Source organism: Bradyrhizobium oligotrophicum, assembly GCF_051168495.1.
GTDB classification, from domain to species: domain Bacteria; phylum Pseudomonadota; class Alphaproteobacteria; order Rhizobiales; family Xanthobacteraceae; genus Bradyrhizobium; species Bradyrhizobium oligotrophicum_A.
This window is the reverse complement of record NZ_JBNPVB010000001.1, coordinates 23,730-38,521: the sequence shown is the minus strand read 5'-3', so window position 1 is coordinate 38,521 and position 14,792 is coordinate 23,730. Positions and strand designations below refer to the sequence as shown.

Annotated in this window: 16 protein-coding genes and 1 tRNA gene; 11 read left to right on the top strand and 6 right to left on the bottom strand. The window is 64.3% G+C overall.

All coding sequences use genetic code 11. The features are described 5' to 3' along the window. Positions 1–161 precede the first annotated feature (161 nt). From lptB to ACQR1B_RS00175, 4 genes are all read right to left on the bottom strand, one after another. Complete coding sequence (lptB, locus tag ACQR1B_RS00190) at positions 162–1,178, bottom strand: LPS export ABC transporter ATP-binding protein (RefSeq protein ID WP_434832857.1); 1,017 nt, start codon at positions 1,176–1,178, stop codon at positions 162–164. 366 nt (positions 1,179–1,544) lie between these two features. Continuing rightward, positions 1,545–2,270 carry an LptA/OstA family protein gene (locus tag ACQR1B_RS00185; RefSeq protein WP_434832858.1) on the bottom strand — a complete coding sequence of 242 codons (726 nt, stop codon included), beginning with the start codon at positions 2,268–2,270 and terminating at the stop codon, positions 1,545–1,547. Positions 2,271–2,274: 4 nt separating this feature from the next. Then, a complete protein-coding gene (gene lptC / locus ACQR1B_RS00180) occupies positions 2,275–2,976 on the bottom strand; it encodes an LPS export ABC transporter periplasmic protein LptC (RefSeq protein WP_434832859.1) in 702 nt (233 codons plus the stop codon). A gap of 168 nt (positions 2,977–3,144) precedes the next feature. Then, complete coding sequence (locus ACQR1B_RS00175) at positions 3,145–3,759, bottom strand: ribonuclease D (RefSeq protein ID WP_434832860.1); 615 nt, start codon at positions 3,757–3,759, stop codon at positions 3,145–3,147. A gap of 226 nt (positions 3,760–3,985) precedes the next feature. On the opposite strand from ACQR1B_RS00175, the gene ACQR1B_RS00170 reads away from it, so the two are divergent. The 8 genes from ACQR1B_RS00170 to ACQR1B_RS00135 all read left to right on the top strand — a co-directional run bounded on the left by ACQR1B_RS00170 (position 3,986) and on the right by ACQR1B_RS00135 (position 9,784). Continuing rightward, positions 3,986–4,492, top strand: a complete 507-nt coding sequence (locus ACQR1B_RS00170; protein WP_434832861.1) for a hypothetical protein — start codon at positions 3,986–3,988, stop codon at positions 4,490–4,492. A 56-nt stretch (positions 4,493–4,548) separates the two neighbouring features. Continuing rightward, positions 4,549–4,983: a hypothetical protein gene (locus ACQR1B_RS00165; protein ID WP_434832862.1), complete on the top strand. Its 435-nt coding sequence runs from the start codon at positions 4,549–4,551 to the stop codon at positions 4,981–4,983. Positions 4,984–5,133: 150 nt separating this feature from the next. Continuing rightward, the gene (locus ACQR1B_RS00160) at positions 5,134–5,475 is read left to right on the top strand and encodes a hypothetical protein (RefSeq protein ID WP_434832863.1); all 342 of its coding nucleotides are present in this window, start codon (positions 5,134–5,136) and stop codon (positions 5,473–5,475) included. A gap of 339 nt (positions 5,476–5,814) precedes the next feature. Continuing rightward, positions 5,815–6,069 carry a type II toxin-antitoxin system prevent-host-death family antitoxin gene (locus ACQR1B_RS00155; protein ID WP_434832864.1) on the top strand — a complete coding sequence of 85 codons (255 nt, stop codon included), beginning with the start codon at positions 5,815–5,817 and terminating at the stop codon, positions 6,067–6,069. Positions 6,070–6,078: 9 nt separating this feature from the next. Beyond that, complete coding sequence (locus ACQR1B_RS00150; protein ID WP_434832865.1) at positions 6,079–6,504, top strand: hypothetical protein; 426 nt, start codon at positions 6,079–6,081, stop codon at positions 6,502–6,504. Between the two features lie 399 nt (positions 6,505–6,903). Continuing rightward, the gene (locus ACQR1B_RS00145) at positions 6,904–7,875 is read left to right on the top strand and encodes a TRAP transporter substrate-binding protein (protein WP_434832866.1); all 972 of its coding nucleotides are present in this window, start codon (positions 6,904–6,906) and stop codon (positions 7,873–7,875) included. Between the two features lie 80 nt (positions 7,876–7,955). Beyond that, positions 7,956–8,501 (top strand): TRAP transporter small permease, encoded by a 546-nt coding sequence (locus tag ACQR1B_RS00140; RefSeq protein WP_434832867.1) that lies wholly within the window; start codon positions 7,956–7,958, stop codon positions 8,499–8,501. Continuing rightward, positions 8,492–9,784: a TRAP transporter large permease gene (locus ACQR1B_RS00135; protein WP_434832868.1), complete on the top strand. Its 1,293-nt coding sequence runs from the start codon at positions 8,492–8,494 to the stop codon at positions 9,782–9,784. Before ACQR1B_RS00140 ends, ACQR1B_RS00135 begins: the two co-directional genes overlap by 10 nt. A gap of 254 nt (positions 9,785–10,038) precedes the next feature. Here the strand turns inward: ACQR1B_RS00135 and ACQR1B_RS00130 are convergent, their stop codons facing one another. Continuing rightward, positions 10,039–11,181, bottom strand: coding sequence for a hypothetical protein (locus ACQR1B_RS00130; RefSeq protein ID WP_434832869.1), 1,143 nt, complete (start codon positions 11,179–11,181; stop codon positions 10,039–10,041). A gap of 589 nt (positions 11,182–11,770) precedes the next feature. Here ACQR1B_RS00130 and ACQR1B_RS00125 point away from each other — a divergent pair. From ACQR1B_RS00125 to ACQR1B_RS00115, 3 genes are all read left to right on the top strand, one after another. Continuing rightward, complete coding sequence (locus ACQR1B_RS00125) at positions 11,771–12,157, top strand: hypothetical protein (RefSeq protein WP_434832870.1); 387 nt, start codon at positions 11,771–11,773, stop codon at positions 12,155–12,157. 1,836 nt (positions 12,158–13,993) lie between these two features. Then, positions 13,994–14,254, top strand: coding sequence for a type II toxin-antitoxin system ParD family antitoxin (locus ACQR1B_RS00120; RefSeq protein ID WP_434832871.1), 261 nt, complete (start codon positions 13,994–13,996; stop codon positions 14,252–14,254). Then, positions 14,251–14,550: a type II toxin-antitoxin system RelE/ParE family toxin gene (locus tag ACQR1B_RS00115; RefSeq protein WP_434832872.1), complete on the top strand. Its 300-nt coding sequence runs from the start codon at positions 14,251–14,253 to the stop codon at positions 14,548–14,550. Before ACQR1B_RS00120 ends, ACQR1B_RS00115 begins: the two co-directional genes overlap by 4 nt. Before the next feature lie 121 nt (positions 14,551–14,671). On the opposite strand, the gene ACQR1B_RS00110 is transcribed toward ACQR1B_RS00115, so the two are convergent. Next, a tRNA-Leu gene (locus ACQR1B_RS00110) sits at positions 14,672–14,758 on the bottom strand. Between the last annotated feature and the right edge of the window lie 34 nt (positions 14,759–14,792).

Sequence of the window (14,792 nt, the reverse complement as noted above, 5' to 3'; positions counted from 1 at the left end):
GCTTGACGAATAAGAAAAACGGAGTATGGCGCGGCGGCAAGACGCAATTACCGGCCCGCACGCACCCGCTGGAAACAGCATCGATTGCGGCGTTTTCGTCGCCTGTCGCGATCGCGACAAAAGCCTGCAGAAATTGCGTCCGTAATCCTACAGCCCAAATCCTACAGCCTGAATTCCTCGCCGAGATAGAGCCGGCGCACGTCGGGATCGGCGACGATCTCCTCCGGGCTGCCTTCGGTGAGAATCTGTCCGGCATAGACGATGTAGGCGCGGTCGGTGAGGCCGAGCGTCTCGCGGACATTATGGTCGGTGATCAGCACGCCGATGCCGCGATTGGTGAGATGGCGCACCAGCTGCTGAATGTCGCCGACCGCGATCGGATCGATGCCGGCGAACGGCTCGTCGAGCAGCATGTAGTTCGGGCGCGTGGCGAGCGCGCGCGCGATCTCGACGCGGCGGCGCTCACCGCCGGACAGCGCGATCGACGGCGATTTGCGCAGCCGCGTGATGGTGAACTCCTCGAGCAGCGCATCGAGCTCGCGCTCGCGCTTCTTGCGCGAGGGCTCGACCACTTCGAGCACGGCGCGGATGTTCTGCTCGACGGTGAGGCCGCGGAAGATCGAGGCTTCCTGCGGCAGATAGCCGATGCCGAGCCGGGCGCGCTGATACATCGGCAGCCGCGTGACGTCGTGGCCGTCGAGTTCGATGGCGCCGCGATCGGCCTTGATCAGGCCGGTGATCATGTAGAACACGGTGGTCTTGCCGGCCCCGTTCGGACCCAACAGGCCGACCGCCTCGCCGCGGCGGACATAGATCGACACGCCGCGCACCACCTGGCGGCTGCCAAAACTCTTTTCGATCGAATGCACGGCGAGGAAGCCCGGCCGGCGCAGCAGCTGCGGCGCGCCGGCGCCGTTGCTGCGCGGCTTGGCCGATGCCGGCGACGAGGACGGCCGCGGCTTGCGCTGGATCTGTTCGGTGTTCTGCGGCGAGCGCGGATTGATCCGCGGCGCCGGCTGCTCGTTGCGCACGGAGTCGGCGAGCGCGGCGAGCGGATCGTCGTCATAGGACCCGCCGAAGGGATCATCGACCGCGGTGATGTCGTCGCGCCGCCGCGATGAGCTCCGCTGGCCGCGCTTGGCGGGACGTCCACGAAACATGCCGAGTAGATCCACCATCCCCGCTTCGCTTACGCCCTTCGAAGCTGCCCGTTACCGACCGCAGCGCTGGTTCGCCCGCCCACCGTGAGCGAACGCGTCTCACCTGCCGCGCGGATTGCATGGACCGCAGCGGCCGGCCAAAGCGCGGAAGGCCCGCGCCCCGGAGTTTGTCGTCTGACGGCGAGGTCGCGGTCGCCCCCGAAGGTCGCGATCGATCGCAAAATCGCAATCGGGCTCCGGCCCCACGGTTCCGAAAGCGCGCAGGACACGCCCATGGCGCTCCGGCGGCGACGGTCCTGCGACGAGAACAGCCCGCTTCGCTAGATAGAGACAGCAGCGACGCGGTTCAACTGGAGCCGTCGGGCTTTTGCTAAATAATTGAAGTCACTTCTGTTTGTTTGCGCCCAGCGACAGCGGCGCGCCGATCGCGGGTGGCGAGCCGGACGCCGAGGCCGGCGACGAAGCACAGCCGCCCGTCCCGGACCCTGATCCGGCCTGCGGCAGCAGCACCTGCACCCCTCTGCCGTCGGATTCGACCCGCGACACGCCGGTCGTCATGTCCACGGTCAGGCGGTCGCCGCGCATCACGTTCTTGCACTGGGTCAACACGACCCCGCCCTGCATCGTGATCATGTTGGTCTTGGTGTCGTAGACGGCGACGTCGCCGGTCACGACCTGGTCCTTCTGGGTCACCTTGACGTCGCCGCGCGCCTCCAGCCGCCGGATCGCCGAGCTGCCGTCCGGGCCCGGCGCCGCGGCTTGCGCCGGCGCGGCCTTGGCCGCCTTCGACCCGCCTTGACCACCGCCTTGACCACCGCCCTGGGCGCCGCCGTCATAGAACACCACCAGCGTTTTCGACGTCATGGTGGTATCGCCCTGTACGACCTTGACGTTGCCGCTGAAGGTCGCCTCCTTCTTCTTGTCGCGCATCTCCAGCGCGGCGGCCTCGATCTGGATCGGCTGGTCGCGGTTCTGGGAGAAGCCCTGCAGCGCATTTTGTCCCCCAGTCATCGTGGACTGCGCCTGCAGCGGACCGGCCAGCATCATCATCGTCAGTGCGGCGAAGCCGGCACCTCGAATCGCTGCGCGAATGGAACGAGACGTCGTCATGAGCTCACTTCTGGTTGCGGGCCGTCCGCCCCGGATCGGCGCTCGCCGTCGTGGCCGGCGCGGCATTCACGTTGTCGAGATTCATCACCACGTTGCCTTCGAAGCGCACCACCTCGCCATTGTCGGTGATGCGCAGGTGGTCCGCCGACAGCGTGCCGTTGGTGAGTTTGACGTCGACGCGCTCGTCCGAGCTGACGGTGCCCTTGGCCATGTCGACCGAGGCCCGGCTCAGCCGCGCCTCGTAGCCGGTCGAGGTCGTCAACACGATGTCCTTGGTCAGCTCGAGCTGCTGCTGCTTGGTGTCGAACACGCCGGTCTTGGCGTTCAACGTCACGATCGACTGATCCTCCATCAGCACCTTGGCGCGGAGAATGTTGAGCTCGACGTGATCGGGATCGGTGAGGTCCTGCACCGCGCTCTTGGCGACGAGATCATATGGCCGCTGGTCCGGCGTAAAACCGGTGAGGTGCGGCGTCTCCATCGTGATCTTGCGGCCGGAGATGACGAGGTTGCCGGTCAGGTTGCCGGTGTCGACGGCGACGCGGAAATCGTTGAAGAAGGCGACGTAGAGAATGATGGCCATCGCCACGCCGACCACGGCGGGCACGGCGATCCGCAACGTGCGCACGAAGCGGCTGTGGCGCGCCGCCACCCTGAAGCGCGCCTCCATGCCGGCATCATAGGCTGCGTTGTGGACCGAGTTCACCAGGGCTCCGACACACCGGACGAAAGGCGAGACAGCTCGCGGACATCGCCCATCCTACCATGGGCGCGCCGGCCATTGCAGCCTGGAACTGGCGCGAAATCGCGACGCAGTGGCTCGGCGATCATTAAGAGAGGTTAATGATCGTGAACGGCCCGGGAGTAGCCCGCGTCACGAATGCGCAAAGATGTCCTCCGCCTCGAATCCGCCCAGATCGAGGCTCGCCCGGTGCGGGAGGAACGCGAAACAGGCCTGAGCCAGCGAAAGCCGCCCTTCGCGCGCCAGCATCACGTCGAGCTTGTCGCGCAGCGCATGCAGATGCAGCACGTCGGAGGCGGCGTAGGCGAGCTGCGGCTCGGTGAGCGCATCGGCGCCCCAGTCGCTCGATTGCTGCTGCTTGGAGAGATCGACATTAAGCAGCTCGCGCACCAGGTCCTTCAGGCCGTGACGGTCGGTGTAGGTGCGCGCCAGCCGCGAGGCGATCTTGGTGCAGTACACCGGCTGCGGCATCACGCCGAACGTATGATACAGCGTCGCGACGTCGAAGCGCGCGAAGTGGAAGATCTTGGTGACGTCGGGATTGCCGAGCAGCGCCTTCAAATTCGGCGCATCGGTGTGCCCCTTCGGAATCTGCACCACGTCGGCCGAGCCGTCGCCGGGCGACAGCTGCACCACGCACAGCCGGTCGCGGTGCGGATTGAGCCCCATGGTCTCGGTGTCGATCGCGACCGAGGTCGTGTAGCGGGACAGATCGGGCAGGTCGCCACGGTGCAGGCGGACGGTCATCTGTTTCAAGATCCTGGTCGAAATCGGAATCGGCGGCGCGGGACGCGAGCGCCGCGCGCATTACGCCCGAAATGGTAACGATTTGGCAAATGCACAATCGGCGTCGCGTCGAGAGCCGGTCCGAAGCACCAGAATGGCTCAGATTTTCGGCTGTCTGGTATGATGTTGTGTATCGGCCGGGTGTACGCTTTTCAAGCAGGATGAATTCGAAGCCTTTTCGCAGCCCATGACACAGCAGCCGGCGCCAGAGACCACCATCGCGGAGCTGTCCGCGCTACTGCGGGCCAGCTTTCCGGCCGAGCCGCTGCCCACGACGTTCTGGCGCGGCGCCGGCCAGCCCGCCGGAGACATCCCCGATGAGCTCGCCCAACGGCTGGCGCAGCGACGCTGGGTCGACGTCACGCTCCACGACTGGCAGATGATCGGCCCGCCACTGTCCGTCTCGTCCTATCTGCATCCCGATGCGCTCCGCTACTCCCTGCCATCGCTGCTCGTCGGCGTGCTGCACGACACCGGCTACGTCGATTGGGCGCTCGAACTCCTGCTGCCGGCTGGGCGAAAGCGCCGCACCGATCGTCGGGACTGGGTGACGTTCTGGGAAGGCTTCTCGGAAACGCAGCGGGACACGATTCGCTGTTATCTGAAAGGCGTGCGCGCGATGCTCGGCGCGGCAGCAGGCCCGGTCGAGCAACAGCTGTTCGACGAACTCGACGCCGTCTGGGGGCTTCGCTGATGATCATCCGCAAACCACGCTGCGCGACGGCTGCGCCGCGACCCACGTGAACGCGCATGGCCGCCTTGTCTCGCTTCCTCAATCTCGATCTTGTCCTGAGATCGCCTGCCGACTTCACCCCGCTGATCGCGCATCTCGATCAAAGCATCTATGTGCTGCATCATCAGCAACACGAGCAGGAGTTTCTGCTGGTGCTGGAGACCAATGGCACGGAGGCGCCCGATCCGATCACATGCACGCAGCGCGTCCTGACCTTGGTCGAGTCAATTCCCTCGGCCGCAACCGAGCTCTGGAACGGCTGCACGTCACGCACCTTCTCCTACGGCTTCGAGGGCGGCTGCGAATTCCCCGCACTCGACACCACGATCCCCGCCTACCTGCTGCTGCGGATCGCCAGGCTCGGCGCGGACATCGGCATCACCGTTTATCCCTATCGCAGCGACGACTCAGACGGCTCACAAAGAAAGAACAAACCAGCTGCGCACCCCTGACGGCCAGCTCACACAAAGCGCGGCGATGAGGTCCCCGTCGCTGGAAATGCGGGGCAGGGTCGTCTGCTCGATCGACACCAGCGAATACTGCGACGATGATCCGGAGCAGGCCTGGGGCGATCTGCGAAACCGCAAGGGAGAAGCACCCCGATGACGGAGCTTTGTCTCCAGGTCTATCCACATCGATCGCCCGAGCTCGATATTCCCGCATTGATTTCGGAATGCGAGCGGCTGTCGGTCGAAAACCGGCTGATAAGTCGCTTCTGGCACAACGACGGATTCGACCAACATGCCTATCTCAATCTGGCGTTCGAGACCGGCTGTCCAAAGTTTCTCTGGCATCTCCTGAGTGAACGACTCTATGGAGCGGGCGCGCTCGGGCAACTCTTGTCTGCTTCGTCGATCGTCACCTGTCAGGGTCAATCGGGCTGGGACGACTACCTATTGCTTCATCACTATGATGCCGAGCAGCGATACGACGCGTTTCCATGAACGCCGCCCGCAAAGACGACACGTCGTGGCCAGTCCTCAGACCGACGCGCGGGTGGCATCCGTCAGATCTGTCCCGAACGTGCCATAGGTGCGCAACCTCGCAACGCCTCCGCCGATAGCCGGCGCGAAGCCGATCGATTGCTATTGGTCGGTGCCCCGACCTGAGAGCCACGCCGACGGCCGCGCGGCTTGCGCGCTTCATTCCGCGCGGGCGGCCATTGTGTCGCCGGCCGGTCCGAGGGCCCGTCGACACGGGAAGTAGAACGAGCTGGCGGAAACGGGAGATTGATCATTTACGCATTATACGTATAATCTGGACACCCTCAGGAGGTCCTGCTCATGGTCCAAACCTCGGCCCTCGAATTCCAGCGCAAGTTCGGTGAATTCCAGCATCAGGCGCAACGGGAACCGGTCGAAATCACGCGACATGGCCGGCGCGAGTTCGTCCTGATGTCGGCAGAGCACTATGACTGGCTGGTTGCCGCGGCTCAACGCAGCCGCCGGACGAAGGACGCCGCAGCCGTGGTCATCAATGCGGTCGAGCGGTCCGAGATGGACCCGGAACACGCGTCGCTTGACGACTTGCTCAAGTGACATCGTCGCATGGCATTCCCCGAGCCTAAGCCGGGCCTCGTCGTGCGCTACGATTATCTCTGGTCGCGCGAGGCAGCTCAAGGACGCCACCAGGGCAAGGACCGCCCCACCTGCCTTGTCGCCGCGACCGACAGCCTGACGACGCCCCGCTACGTCGTGCTGCTTCCGATCACACACACGCCCCCGGACGACACGACGGTCGGTGTCGAAATTCCGTCCAAGGTCAAGCAGGCGATCGGGCTCGACGATGCCCCAAGCTGGGTCATCGTTTCCGAATACAACGTCGATGAATGGCCAAATGCCGGAGTGACGCCGATTCCGGGCAAGCCCGCAACATTCAGCTACGGCTTCATCCCGCCAGGGCTGTTCGCCCGCATCAAGGCCGAGTTTCTCGTGTTGGCGCGACAGCGCAAGAGCGGCGCGGTGCGCCGTTAGCTGGCGACATCACATACGCCCACGCGACGATGCCGATCTGGCGGCGGTCAGCGCCGAGAGCCTCATCGGCACGTCATTTCAAGCGAGCCGATATATCGATCAACTTCCGCGGGATTTGTACTTCCCGACTGTCCGATGTCTCGAACATCTTGCGAGGCCTCTCATCGCCACCTCATGGTGCCGGTGAGGGCGGCCGGCCTCTGTTTGCATCGCAGCAAATCGCATCCCCTGAATCGATGCAACTCTAGCATCGATCAATGTCGCCTTTGGCTTGGACAGCGCATGCCGCCCGCCCTACGCACGGATTGGCGCTTGACTTCGCATCTGGAGTGGAGCGACCCAAGAGGCGGCCCGCAGCATCTGCCCAACGACGACATAACAAATCAGGAGGAAGCCCAGATGAACACACTGACAGGCATCATCGCGGCCGCCGTGCTCGCGATCTCGTCGCCCTTGGCGACCGCGCGCGATTTCCGCTCCGCCGACGTGCACCCCGCCGATTATCCGACCGTCGAAGCCGTCAAGTTCATGGGCAAGCAGCTGGCTGCTGCGAGCGGCGGCAAGCTCGGCGTCAAGGTGTTTCCGAACGGGGCGCTGGGCTCCGAGAAGGACACGATCGAGCAGCTCAAGATCGGCGCGCTCGACATGATGCGGATCAACTCCTCGCCGCTCAACAATTTCGTGCCCGAGACCGTCGCGCTGTGCCTGCCCTTCGTGTTCCGCGACACCCAGCACATGCGCACCGTCCTCGACGGGCCGATCGGCGACGAGATCCTCGCCGCCATGGAGCCGGCGGGCCTGGTCGGCCTCGCTTATTATGACAGCGGCGCGCGCTCGATCTACACGGTCAAGGCGCCGGTCAAGGCGCTCGCCGACCTCAAGGGCCTCAAGATCCGCGTCCAGCAGTCCGACCTCTGGGTCGGCATGATCCAGAGCCTCGGCGCCAACCCGACGCCGATGCCCTATGGCGAGGTCTACACCGCGCTCAAGACCGGTCTGGTCGACGCCGCCGAGAACAACTGGCCGTCCTACGAATCCTCGCGCCATTTCGAGGCCGCCAAGTTCTACAACATCACCGAGCACTCGCTGGCGCCCGAAGTCCTCGTGATGTCCAAGAAGGTCTGGGACACCCTGAGCAAGGAGGATCAGGCCCTGGTGCGCAAGGCGGCCAAGGAGTCGGTGCCGGTCATGCGCAAGCTGTGGGACGAGCGCGAGCAGGTCTCCCGCAAGGCCGTCGAGGCCGCCGGCGTCCAGGTCGTGACCATCGCCAACAAGCAGGAATTCGTCGACGCGATGAAGCCGGTGTACCAGAAGTTCGCCGGCGACGAGAAGCTCTCGGGCCTCGTCAAGCGCATCCAGGACACGAAGTAAGAGCGACCAACCAAGAACGACAGTGACCAGTCCGGCGTCGCCGCACGGCGACACCGGACGCAGGCCACGGAGGGGCGGGAATGACGGACCCACATGTCGCAGACCACGAGCAGCCGGAGGGACGCCCGTCGCGCGGCCCGCTGTCGCGGATCAACGCCGTCACCGCCCGTCTCGGCATGTATCTGTCCGTCGCCGGCCTGCTCGTGATCGTCACCATCGTGTTCTACCAGGTGTTCGGACGCTACGTGCTCAACTCCAGCCCGACCTGGACCGAGAATCTGGCGCTGGTGCTGATCCTCTACGTCACCCTGATCGGCGCCGCCGTCGGCGTTCGCGACGCCGGACATATCGGCATGGACAGTCTCCTGGTGATGCTGCCGGACCGGACCCGGGAGAAGATCGAGCTCCTGATCCACGTGCTGGTCGCCTTGTTCGGGCTTGCGATGGCCTACAATGGCTGGATCCTCGGCGCCTCGGTCGGCACCGTGAAGATCCCCAATCTCGGCCTGCCCGAGGTCGTCCGCTACGTGCCGCTGATCGCTTCCGGGGTCCTGATCGTCTCCTTCTCGATCGAGCACATCATCGCCCTGCTGCGCGGCGAAGAGGTCGTCCCGTCATGGAACTGATCATTCTCGGCGCCACCTTCTTCGGCTTCCTGGTCCTCGGCGTCCCCGTTGCGTTCGCGATCGGCCTGTCGGCGATCTGCACCATTCTCTACGAAGGCCTGCCGGTTGCGGTGATCTTCCAGCAGATGATGTCGGGGATGAACATCTTCTCGTTCCTCGCCATCCCGTTCTTCGTCTTCAGCGGCGAGCTGATGCTCCATGGCGGCGTCGCCGACAAGATCGTTCAGCTCGCCAAGAATCTGGTCGGCCACATCCGCGGCGGGCTCGGCATGTCGAACGTCGTCGCCTGCACCTTGTTCGGCGGCGTCTCCGGCTCTCCCGTCGCCGACGTCTCCGCGATGGGCGCGGTGATGATCCCGATGATGAAGAAGGAAGGCTTCGACACCGACTACGCCGTCAACGTCACCACCCATGCCTCGCTGGTCGGCGCGCTGATGCCCACCAGCCACAACATGATCATCTACGCGCTCGCCGCCGGCGGCAAGGTGTCGATCGGCGCGCTGATCGCCGCGGGCCTGCTGCCGGCGCTGGTGCTGATGGTCTGCATGCTGGTCGCCGCCTACGCCGTCGCCGTGAAGCGCGGCTATCCCGCCGGCAAGTTTCCTGGCTGGTCGGAAGTGGCCCGCTCGTTCGCAGCGGCGCTGCCCGGGCTCCTGATCGTCGGCATCATCCTGGCGGGCATCCTGTCCGGCGTCTTCACCGCCACCGAATCGGCGGCGGTCGCGGTGACCTATACGATCCTGCTGACGTTCTTCATCTACCGCACCATGACCCTGCAGAACTTCCTGCGGGCCGCGGCCAAAGCGGTGAAGACGACAGGTGTCGTGCTGCTGCTGATCGGCGTCTCCACGATGTTCCAGTACCTGATGGGACTGTACGAGGTCGCTGATTTCGCCGGCGACCTGATGAACAAGGTCTCCTCGCAGCCCTGGATGATTTTCCTGCTGATCAACGTCATCCTGTTCCTGCTCGGCACGTTCATGGACATGGCGGCGACCATCCTGATCTGCACCCCGATTTTTCTGCCGATCGCGATGAAGGCCGGCATGGATCCGGTGCAGTTCGGCATGCTGATGCTGATCAACTGCGCGCTCGGCCTCAACACCCCGCCGGTCGGCACCACGCAATTCGTCGGCTGCGCCATCGGCGGCATCTCGGTCGGCGCGGTCATGCGCACCATCCTGCCGTTCTACGCCGCGCTGATCGCCGCGCTGATGTTCGTGACCTACGTCCCCGCCTTCTCGCTGTGGCTGCCGCGGCTGCTGATGGGGTACAAGGGATAGCGATCTCGACAACGGATGACGATCCCAGCGATCGCCGCCAAGGCCGGCGATCAGCGTCTGAGAAGACCCACCCGACGGCCCCCTCCTCCGCCGTCGTCCCGGACAAGCCCACCGACGCACCGCGCCGGCGGGCGCCGATCCGGGATCCAGAACCACCGGCCATCATGAGCTGCACGAAACCTGCTGCCCGCCAGTCCAGAACGTTGCGCGCTTTGCAGGGACGAGAGCTGAGCGTCAGGACATAGCCACGACGCTCACTTCACGCAGGAGCGCGCGACGATGCCGATCTTGCGGCGGTCGCCGGCGAGGTCGAACTCCAGCCCCATCGCGATCCCCACATTCACGTTGCCGATCCCGTCATACAGGATCTCGATCCGCTTGGCCGCTTGCAGGTCGGTCATCGTCGCGCCGACGATCTGCGCCGTCGTCTGCGGCCCGAGCGGGCTCGGCTCCAGCGCAACCAGCTTGAGCGGGAAGCTGCGCCGGCCGTGATCGCCGACCAGGAACACCTGGAGCTCCTGCATGATCTCCCGCATCGCCGGCTCGAACGTCTGGCCGTCATATTTCCAGTTCGGAATCATCGTCAGATGCACGGTCGAGGCGTCGCCGCGGCAATACAGGCGCAAACGGAAGCTCACGAAGGTCGACCGGTTGAGGATCTCGACATAGGCGCCGCCGATGCCGAACGGCTCGACCGTCATTGGACTGGAATATTTGTCGCTGATCTCGATGCCGAGATCGACGACCTCCTGCCGCGTCAGCCAGCGCATCTGGTGGCGCGTCGAGGCGGCCACGGCGAGCAGTCGCGGACTGCCGTCCATGCGCAGGACGTAGTCGATCAGGCGTCCCATCATCGCCTGATCGGCCGCGCGGACGGGTTCGGTCGCGGACTCGCTCGCGGGCCTGCCCTTCGGCTCCTTGATCGGCTCGGGATCGAGTAGCTGCCGGAGCCCGAGCTCACCGCCTTCAGCGTGCCGCCTGACGCCGCCGAGGAACGCCAGCACGCAGGCGGCCGCACAATGACCGGAATCCCAGCCGCCTTCGACTATGTTGATGAACGTGCCGTCCGCATCGAGCGTCCCGCTGGTCTTGCCGACCGAGCTGTGCATCCCCTGCTCGCGGATCATCTCGCCGAGTCGCATCGCAGCGGTGAGGTCGCCGCCCGGCGAGTTGAACCTGATGTCGATGGCGGCCCGGCCCTTGGCGAGAAAGCGCCGGAACACCTCCGGCGTGTCGCGCTGGATGGTGCCTTCGGCCGCAACCCACGAGCAGCCGTTGCAATTGCCGCCATCGCCGGCGCTGAAGAACTGCATCGGCTCGGACGGGTCGTAATTGAAGGTCTCGTCGGCCGCAGCAGGCAGCGCCGCCACGGCGGCCGTCAGGACGAGAGTCAGCAAGAGAAACGACGGGCGGCGAGACCTGGCGGCCGGAGCTGGCGCGCCGGGACGGGGGACGGGCGAGGTGAACGGCATGGGGTGTGTCCGTGACGACGAACGAGGCAATGGGGTCGGCCGTCAGTCGCCGAAGCGACGATCGAAATATTCGATAGCTGGCGCATGAGCCGGCAGCGCGTGATGATGGGCCCGGACGCGCGGCGGGACAATGAAAATGCCTGCACCCGGGTGGGAGAATGCTACCGCCAGCAATTCCGGATCGCAAGAGCGGCGCTGCGGTCCCGGCATTCGAAGCGTATCCCCCATCGGCGTCGAACCTGCGCCGGGCGACAGATACGAATGAAGGGGCGACAACACCGCGATCGTCGCATGGCGGACACGCGTCCCGCGGCATCGCCCGGCGCGCTGTTCGAGGCCGGTCTCGGGCCCGGCTTTTCGATCATCGCCGTACGATGATCGTCGCATCGCGCTGCATGTCGGGGAGATCGGGGAGCCCCGCTCCATGCATGCGATCCGGACCGTGCTGGATTGCCTGCACCCGGCGTGACGTCACATGAGCCATTCAGCGGCCAGGCGCGATCGGAGGAGAACCATGAAGCAGTTGCTGAACCAGGTCGAAGACGAGCTGATGCAGGATGACCTGCTCATTCGCGTCGCTTCCGGCCTGTGCGGCGGCGTCGTGACGCTGGTCGGGCTGCTGCTGCTCTATGGTCTCACGACCCGCGGCGTCGACCGGCTGCCCGGCGGCTGGCCCCTGGCCGCGACGTTCGTCGTCCTCGCGCTGGTCTTCGGCCTCCCGCTCGTCCTGCGCAGCGTGCTGTCGACCCGGACTCCCGTGGGCAGCTTCCTCGCCCGCCACGCCACGCTCGGCCCTTTGCGCCGGCCGGACGATTTCACGCTGTGGATCATGCTGCCGGCGATCGCGCTGACGGTGCTGTTGCGCCGGCTGGGTATCAGGGGTGAGGCGCACGCCGAGTAGCTGCGCGGCATCGCTCTGTTCGAAGTGGGTGTCCGCCGCGGCGAAGGCACCCCCGCTCCAGTCTTGGTGCCGAAACGTGTGGACGCGCTCATTGGCGAGCGCAACCAGCTGCAGGCGCAGCCGCCGGCAAGGCCCCGGGTGCTTGGTGGCCGCTTATGGTAACTCTTCATTTCAAAGATAACCCAAATCCTACGCCGTTCCTCAAGGCCTCGACGCGTTGCACAGGCAAGCCTTGAGCCCCTTCGTTCGCTGGCAGCTATTGCACGTTCCCTTTACGGCGAGATGATTGCGGCCCATTGGCTCTGATCGTCCTGCGCCACATCTGCTTTATTAGGAAGTAGACCTCAGCGCGCCCGGCGCGGGCGGCTTGCCGAGTCCGCGCCCCACTCAACGCGGCACAGTCGCACAACAGCGAAACGATCTGATGGGCGACAAGTCGTCATTCGACGAAAGAAAGAGGCCACCAACCGAGGGGGCCTTCCCGCTCTCAATAATATCGATAGTTCGGCGGCGGGTACGGATAACATGAGACGTAACGACCGCTTTGATAGCACTTTTGGTACCTAAATGCGGCGTTAGGATTAAGATATGGAAGTCGTGGTTGTACCGGTGGCAATGGTCTGATGTACGTTGGACGGCCCTGCGGGTAATACCGCGGGTAAGAATTGGTGCCCGGCCCACAGTAGTAACCCAAACGGCATTGAGCGAGCGCGGGAACGCTCATCACTACAAAACCGGCTAGTACAGTTACCGCGACAAATCTTGCGTTCATCGCCCTATCTCCCTCCAATACATTAAATTGAACACTACTCGTTTTTAAACTAAGACGCGAGTGGCTAAATACGGACGGCCCTTTTGCGAAAGCATGTCCGGTAAGTTAATCTCAGAAGCGGTGCACCGGTAAGGTAATCTCAGAAGCCGTGCATATGCGGCGCCGATCCGCTCTCGTTTCATGAGCTAGCAGCCAGAGCAGAGGCGCCAACGCCTGGCTAGCAACCGGTAAGCGGAAGTATTCGAAGTCATCTGGGATGGCGCCGTGGAGCTTGATCCACGCCGGCTTGCGATCTCGATAGTGCTGCAAGTCTTTCCAGTTCTTAGGGACGAGGACTAACGAGTCGTCCATTGTCGCTCTGCATCAGAAACGATATCCCGCATACCACCCATCTCCAAACTGCCCGTCGTGCCAGTCTGTCGCAGCATCTGGGCTTGCACCGTCGGGCAAATCACCTGCACATTTCCGCGCGTCCCTGCTGCCGCATGAGGGGCGTGTCGCGACCGTCACGAGACGTTGGCAGTGGGATGCGATGGGCGTGTGTCGTTGCAGCGTGGATCAGTCCGCGCGGACGAACAAGGATGCACGCACGGTCAAGTCGCGCGGTCCTGATATCCCGATGCTGATATCAACTCACGTCGAGGCTTCGCTTCGCGTGGGGATGGTGGCCAGAAAGCCCGGCGCACCAGGGAGAACGCGAAGTACGCCGTAAAGCCATTGCGCAGGGAGGGCCGGATGATCCGGCGCGTACCTGTGGTTCCTGCCGCCAGCATTTTCTTCCGCTGGCGGGCCATGGGTGCGACCGGCACCCGGCCTTCCCTGCGCCCTCATGATTGTAAAGGGCGAGACGAGAAGCACAGCTCGGGCGCACAACGTGCCGCGAGATCGTGGAGGCTCGCCTCGCGCAGATGAGCAGCGGAAGGCCGCTCGAATTGCAAGCTTGACAAAAGGGAAGGTAACCGAAGCGACTGGTCACGAAACAGGCGGCTCGGGCTCCAGCCACAAAGATCCAGTTGAAATCGCTGCCCCCCAACATAATTATGGACTGAAATCAGGAGAGCCGCATGGCGATCAGTGCCGATCTTGGAGACGTGCTGGAAGAGTTCGTAGCCGGACTCGTCGCCTCCGGTCGATATCGCTCGAAGGACGAGATCCTGCGCGAGGGAGTTCGGCTCCTCCACGAGCGCGAGCAGAGACTTGCTGCTCTCGATGCCTCGATTGCACGCGGGCTCGACGATGCGGATGCGGGTCGAACGAGATCGAGCGCGGAGGTGTTTGATCGGCTCGAAGCGAAGCTGATTGCCCGGACTGCGAACAACCCGTGATCGTCATCCTTACGGCCGAAGCCGAAGCCGACCTCGACCAAATCGTCGAGTTTGTCGCGGCGCAAAGCCCCGCAAGTGCTCTCAAGCTTCTGCGAGAGCTACTGGACAAATGTAATGCGCTGCGCGACGCTCCGCGAGGCTATCCGCTGGTCCCGCGCTATGAGGATCGCGGCATTCGCCGGCGGCCGTTCGGTAACTTCCTGATCTTCTACAGGGTGCGTGACGACGCGATCGAGGTCATCCATATCCTGCATGGCGCGCGAGACTACGAAGCGCTTCTATTCCCTCAGGAATGACCGGTACGGTAAAATTTGGCAAGCTGAGAGACTTCGCGAACCAGGTCTGGGCTTGGCGCGAAATCCGCCCCGGGCCGTTAACCACCTCGGCGGCGCCACGCGGAGCTCGAAGAGCGTAGCGTGGTGCCCAGGAAAGGACTCGAACCTTCACGGCCGTTAAGCCACTGGCACCTGAAGCCAGCGCGTCTACCAATTCCGCCACCTGGGCATGGAGGCGCTGTGTACGGACCGGACGCGCGCTT

What these genes read in the sequence shown, in the direction of transcription:
- lptB (WP_434832857.1), bottom strand. Translation starts at nt 1,178, where the DNA reads ATGGTGGATCTACTCGGCATGTTTCGTGGACGTCCCGCCAAGCGCGGC.
- ACQR1B_RS00185 (WP_434832858.1), bottom strand. Translation starts at nt 2,270, where the DNA reads ATGACGACGTCTCGTTCCATTCGCGCAGCGATTCGAGGTGCCGGCTTC.
- ACQR1B_RS00175 (WP_434832860.1), bottom strand. Translation starts at nt 3,759, where the DNA reads ATGACCGTCCGCCTGCACCGTGGCGACCTGCCCGATCTGTCCCGCTAC.
- ACQR1B_RS00170 (WP_434832861.1), top strand. Translation starts at nt 3,986, where the DNA reads ATGACACAGCAGCCGGCGCCAGAGACCACCATCGCGGAGCTGTCCGCG.
- ACQR1B_RS00165 (WP_434832862.1), top strand. Translation starts at nt 4,549, where the DNA reads ATGGCCGCCTTGTCTCGCTTCCTCAATCTCGATCTTGTCCTGAGATCG.
- ACQR1B_RS00160 (WP_434832863.1), top strand. Translation starts at nt 5,134, where the DNA reads ATGACGGAGCTTTGTCTCCAGGTCTATCCACATCGATCGCCCGAGCTC.
- ACQR1B_RS00155 (WP_434832864.1), top strand. Translation starts at nt 5,815, where the DNA reads ATGGTCCAAACCTCGGCCCTCGAATTCCAGCGCAAGTTCGGTGAATTC.
- ACQR1B_RS00150 (WP_434832865.1), top strand. Translation starts at nt 6,079, where the DNA reads ATGGCATTCCCCGAGCCTAAGCCGGGCCTCGTCGTGCGCTACGATTAT.
- ACQR1B_RS00145 (WP_434832866.1), top strand. Translation starts at nt 6,904, where the DNA reads ATGAACACACTGACAGGCATCATCGCGGCCGCCGTGCTCGCGATCTCG.
- ACQR1B_RS00140 (WP_434832867.1), top strand. Translation starts at nt 7,956, where the DNA reads ATGACGGACCCACATGTCGCAGACCACGAGCAGCCGGAGGGACGCCCG.
- ACQR1B_RS00135 (WP_434832868.1), top strand. Translation starts at nt 8,492, where the DNA reads ATGGAACTGATCATTCTCGGCGCCACCTTCTTCGGCTTCCTGGTCCTC.
- ACQR1B_RS00125 (WP_434832870.1), top strand. Translation starts at nt 11,771, where the DNA reads ATGAAGCAGTTGCTGAACCAGGTCGAAGACGAGCTGATGCAGGATGAC.
- ACQR1B_RS00120 (WP_434832871.1), top strand. Translation starts at nt 13,994, where the DNA reads ATGGCGATCAGTGCCGATCTTGGAGACGTGCTGGAAGAGTTCGTAGCC.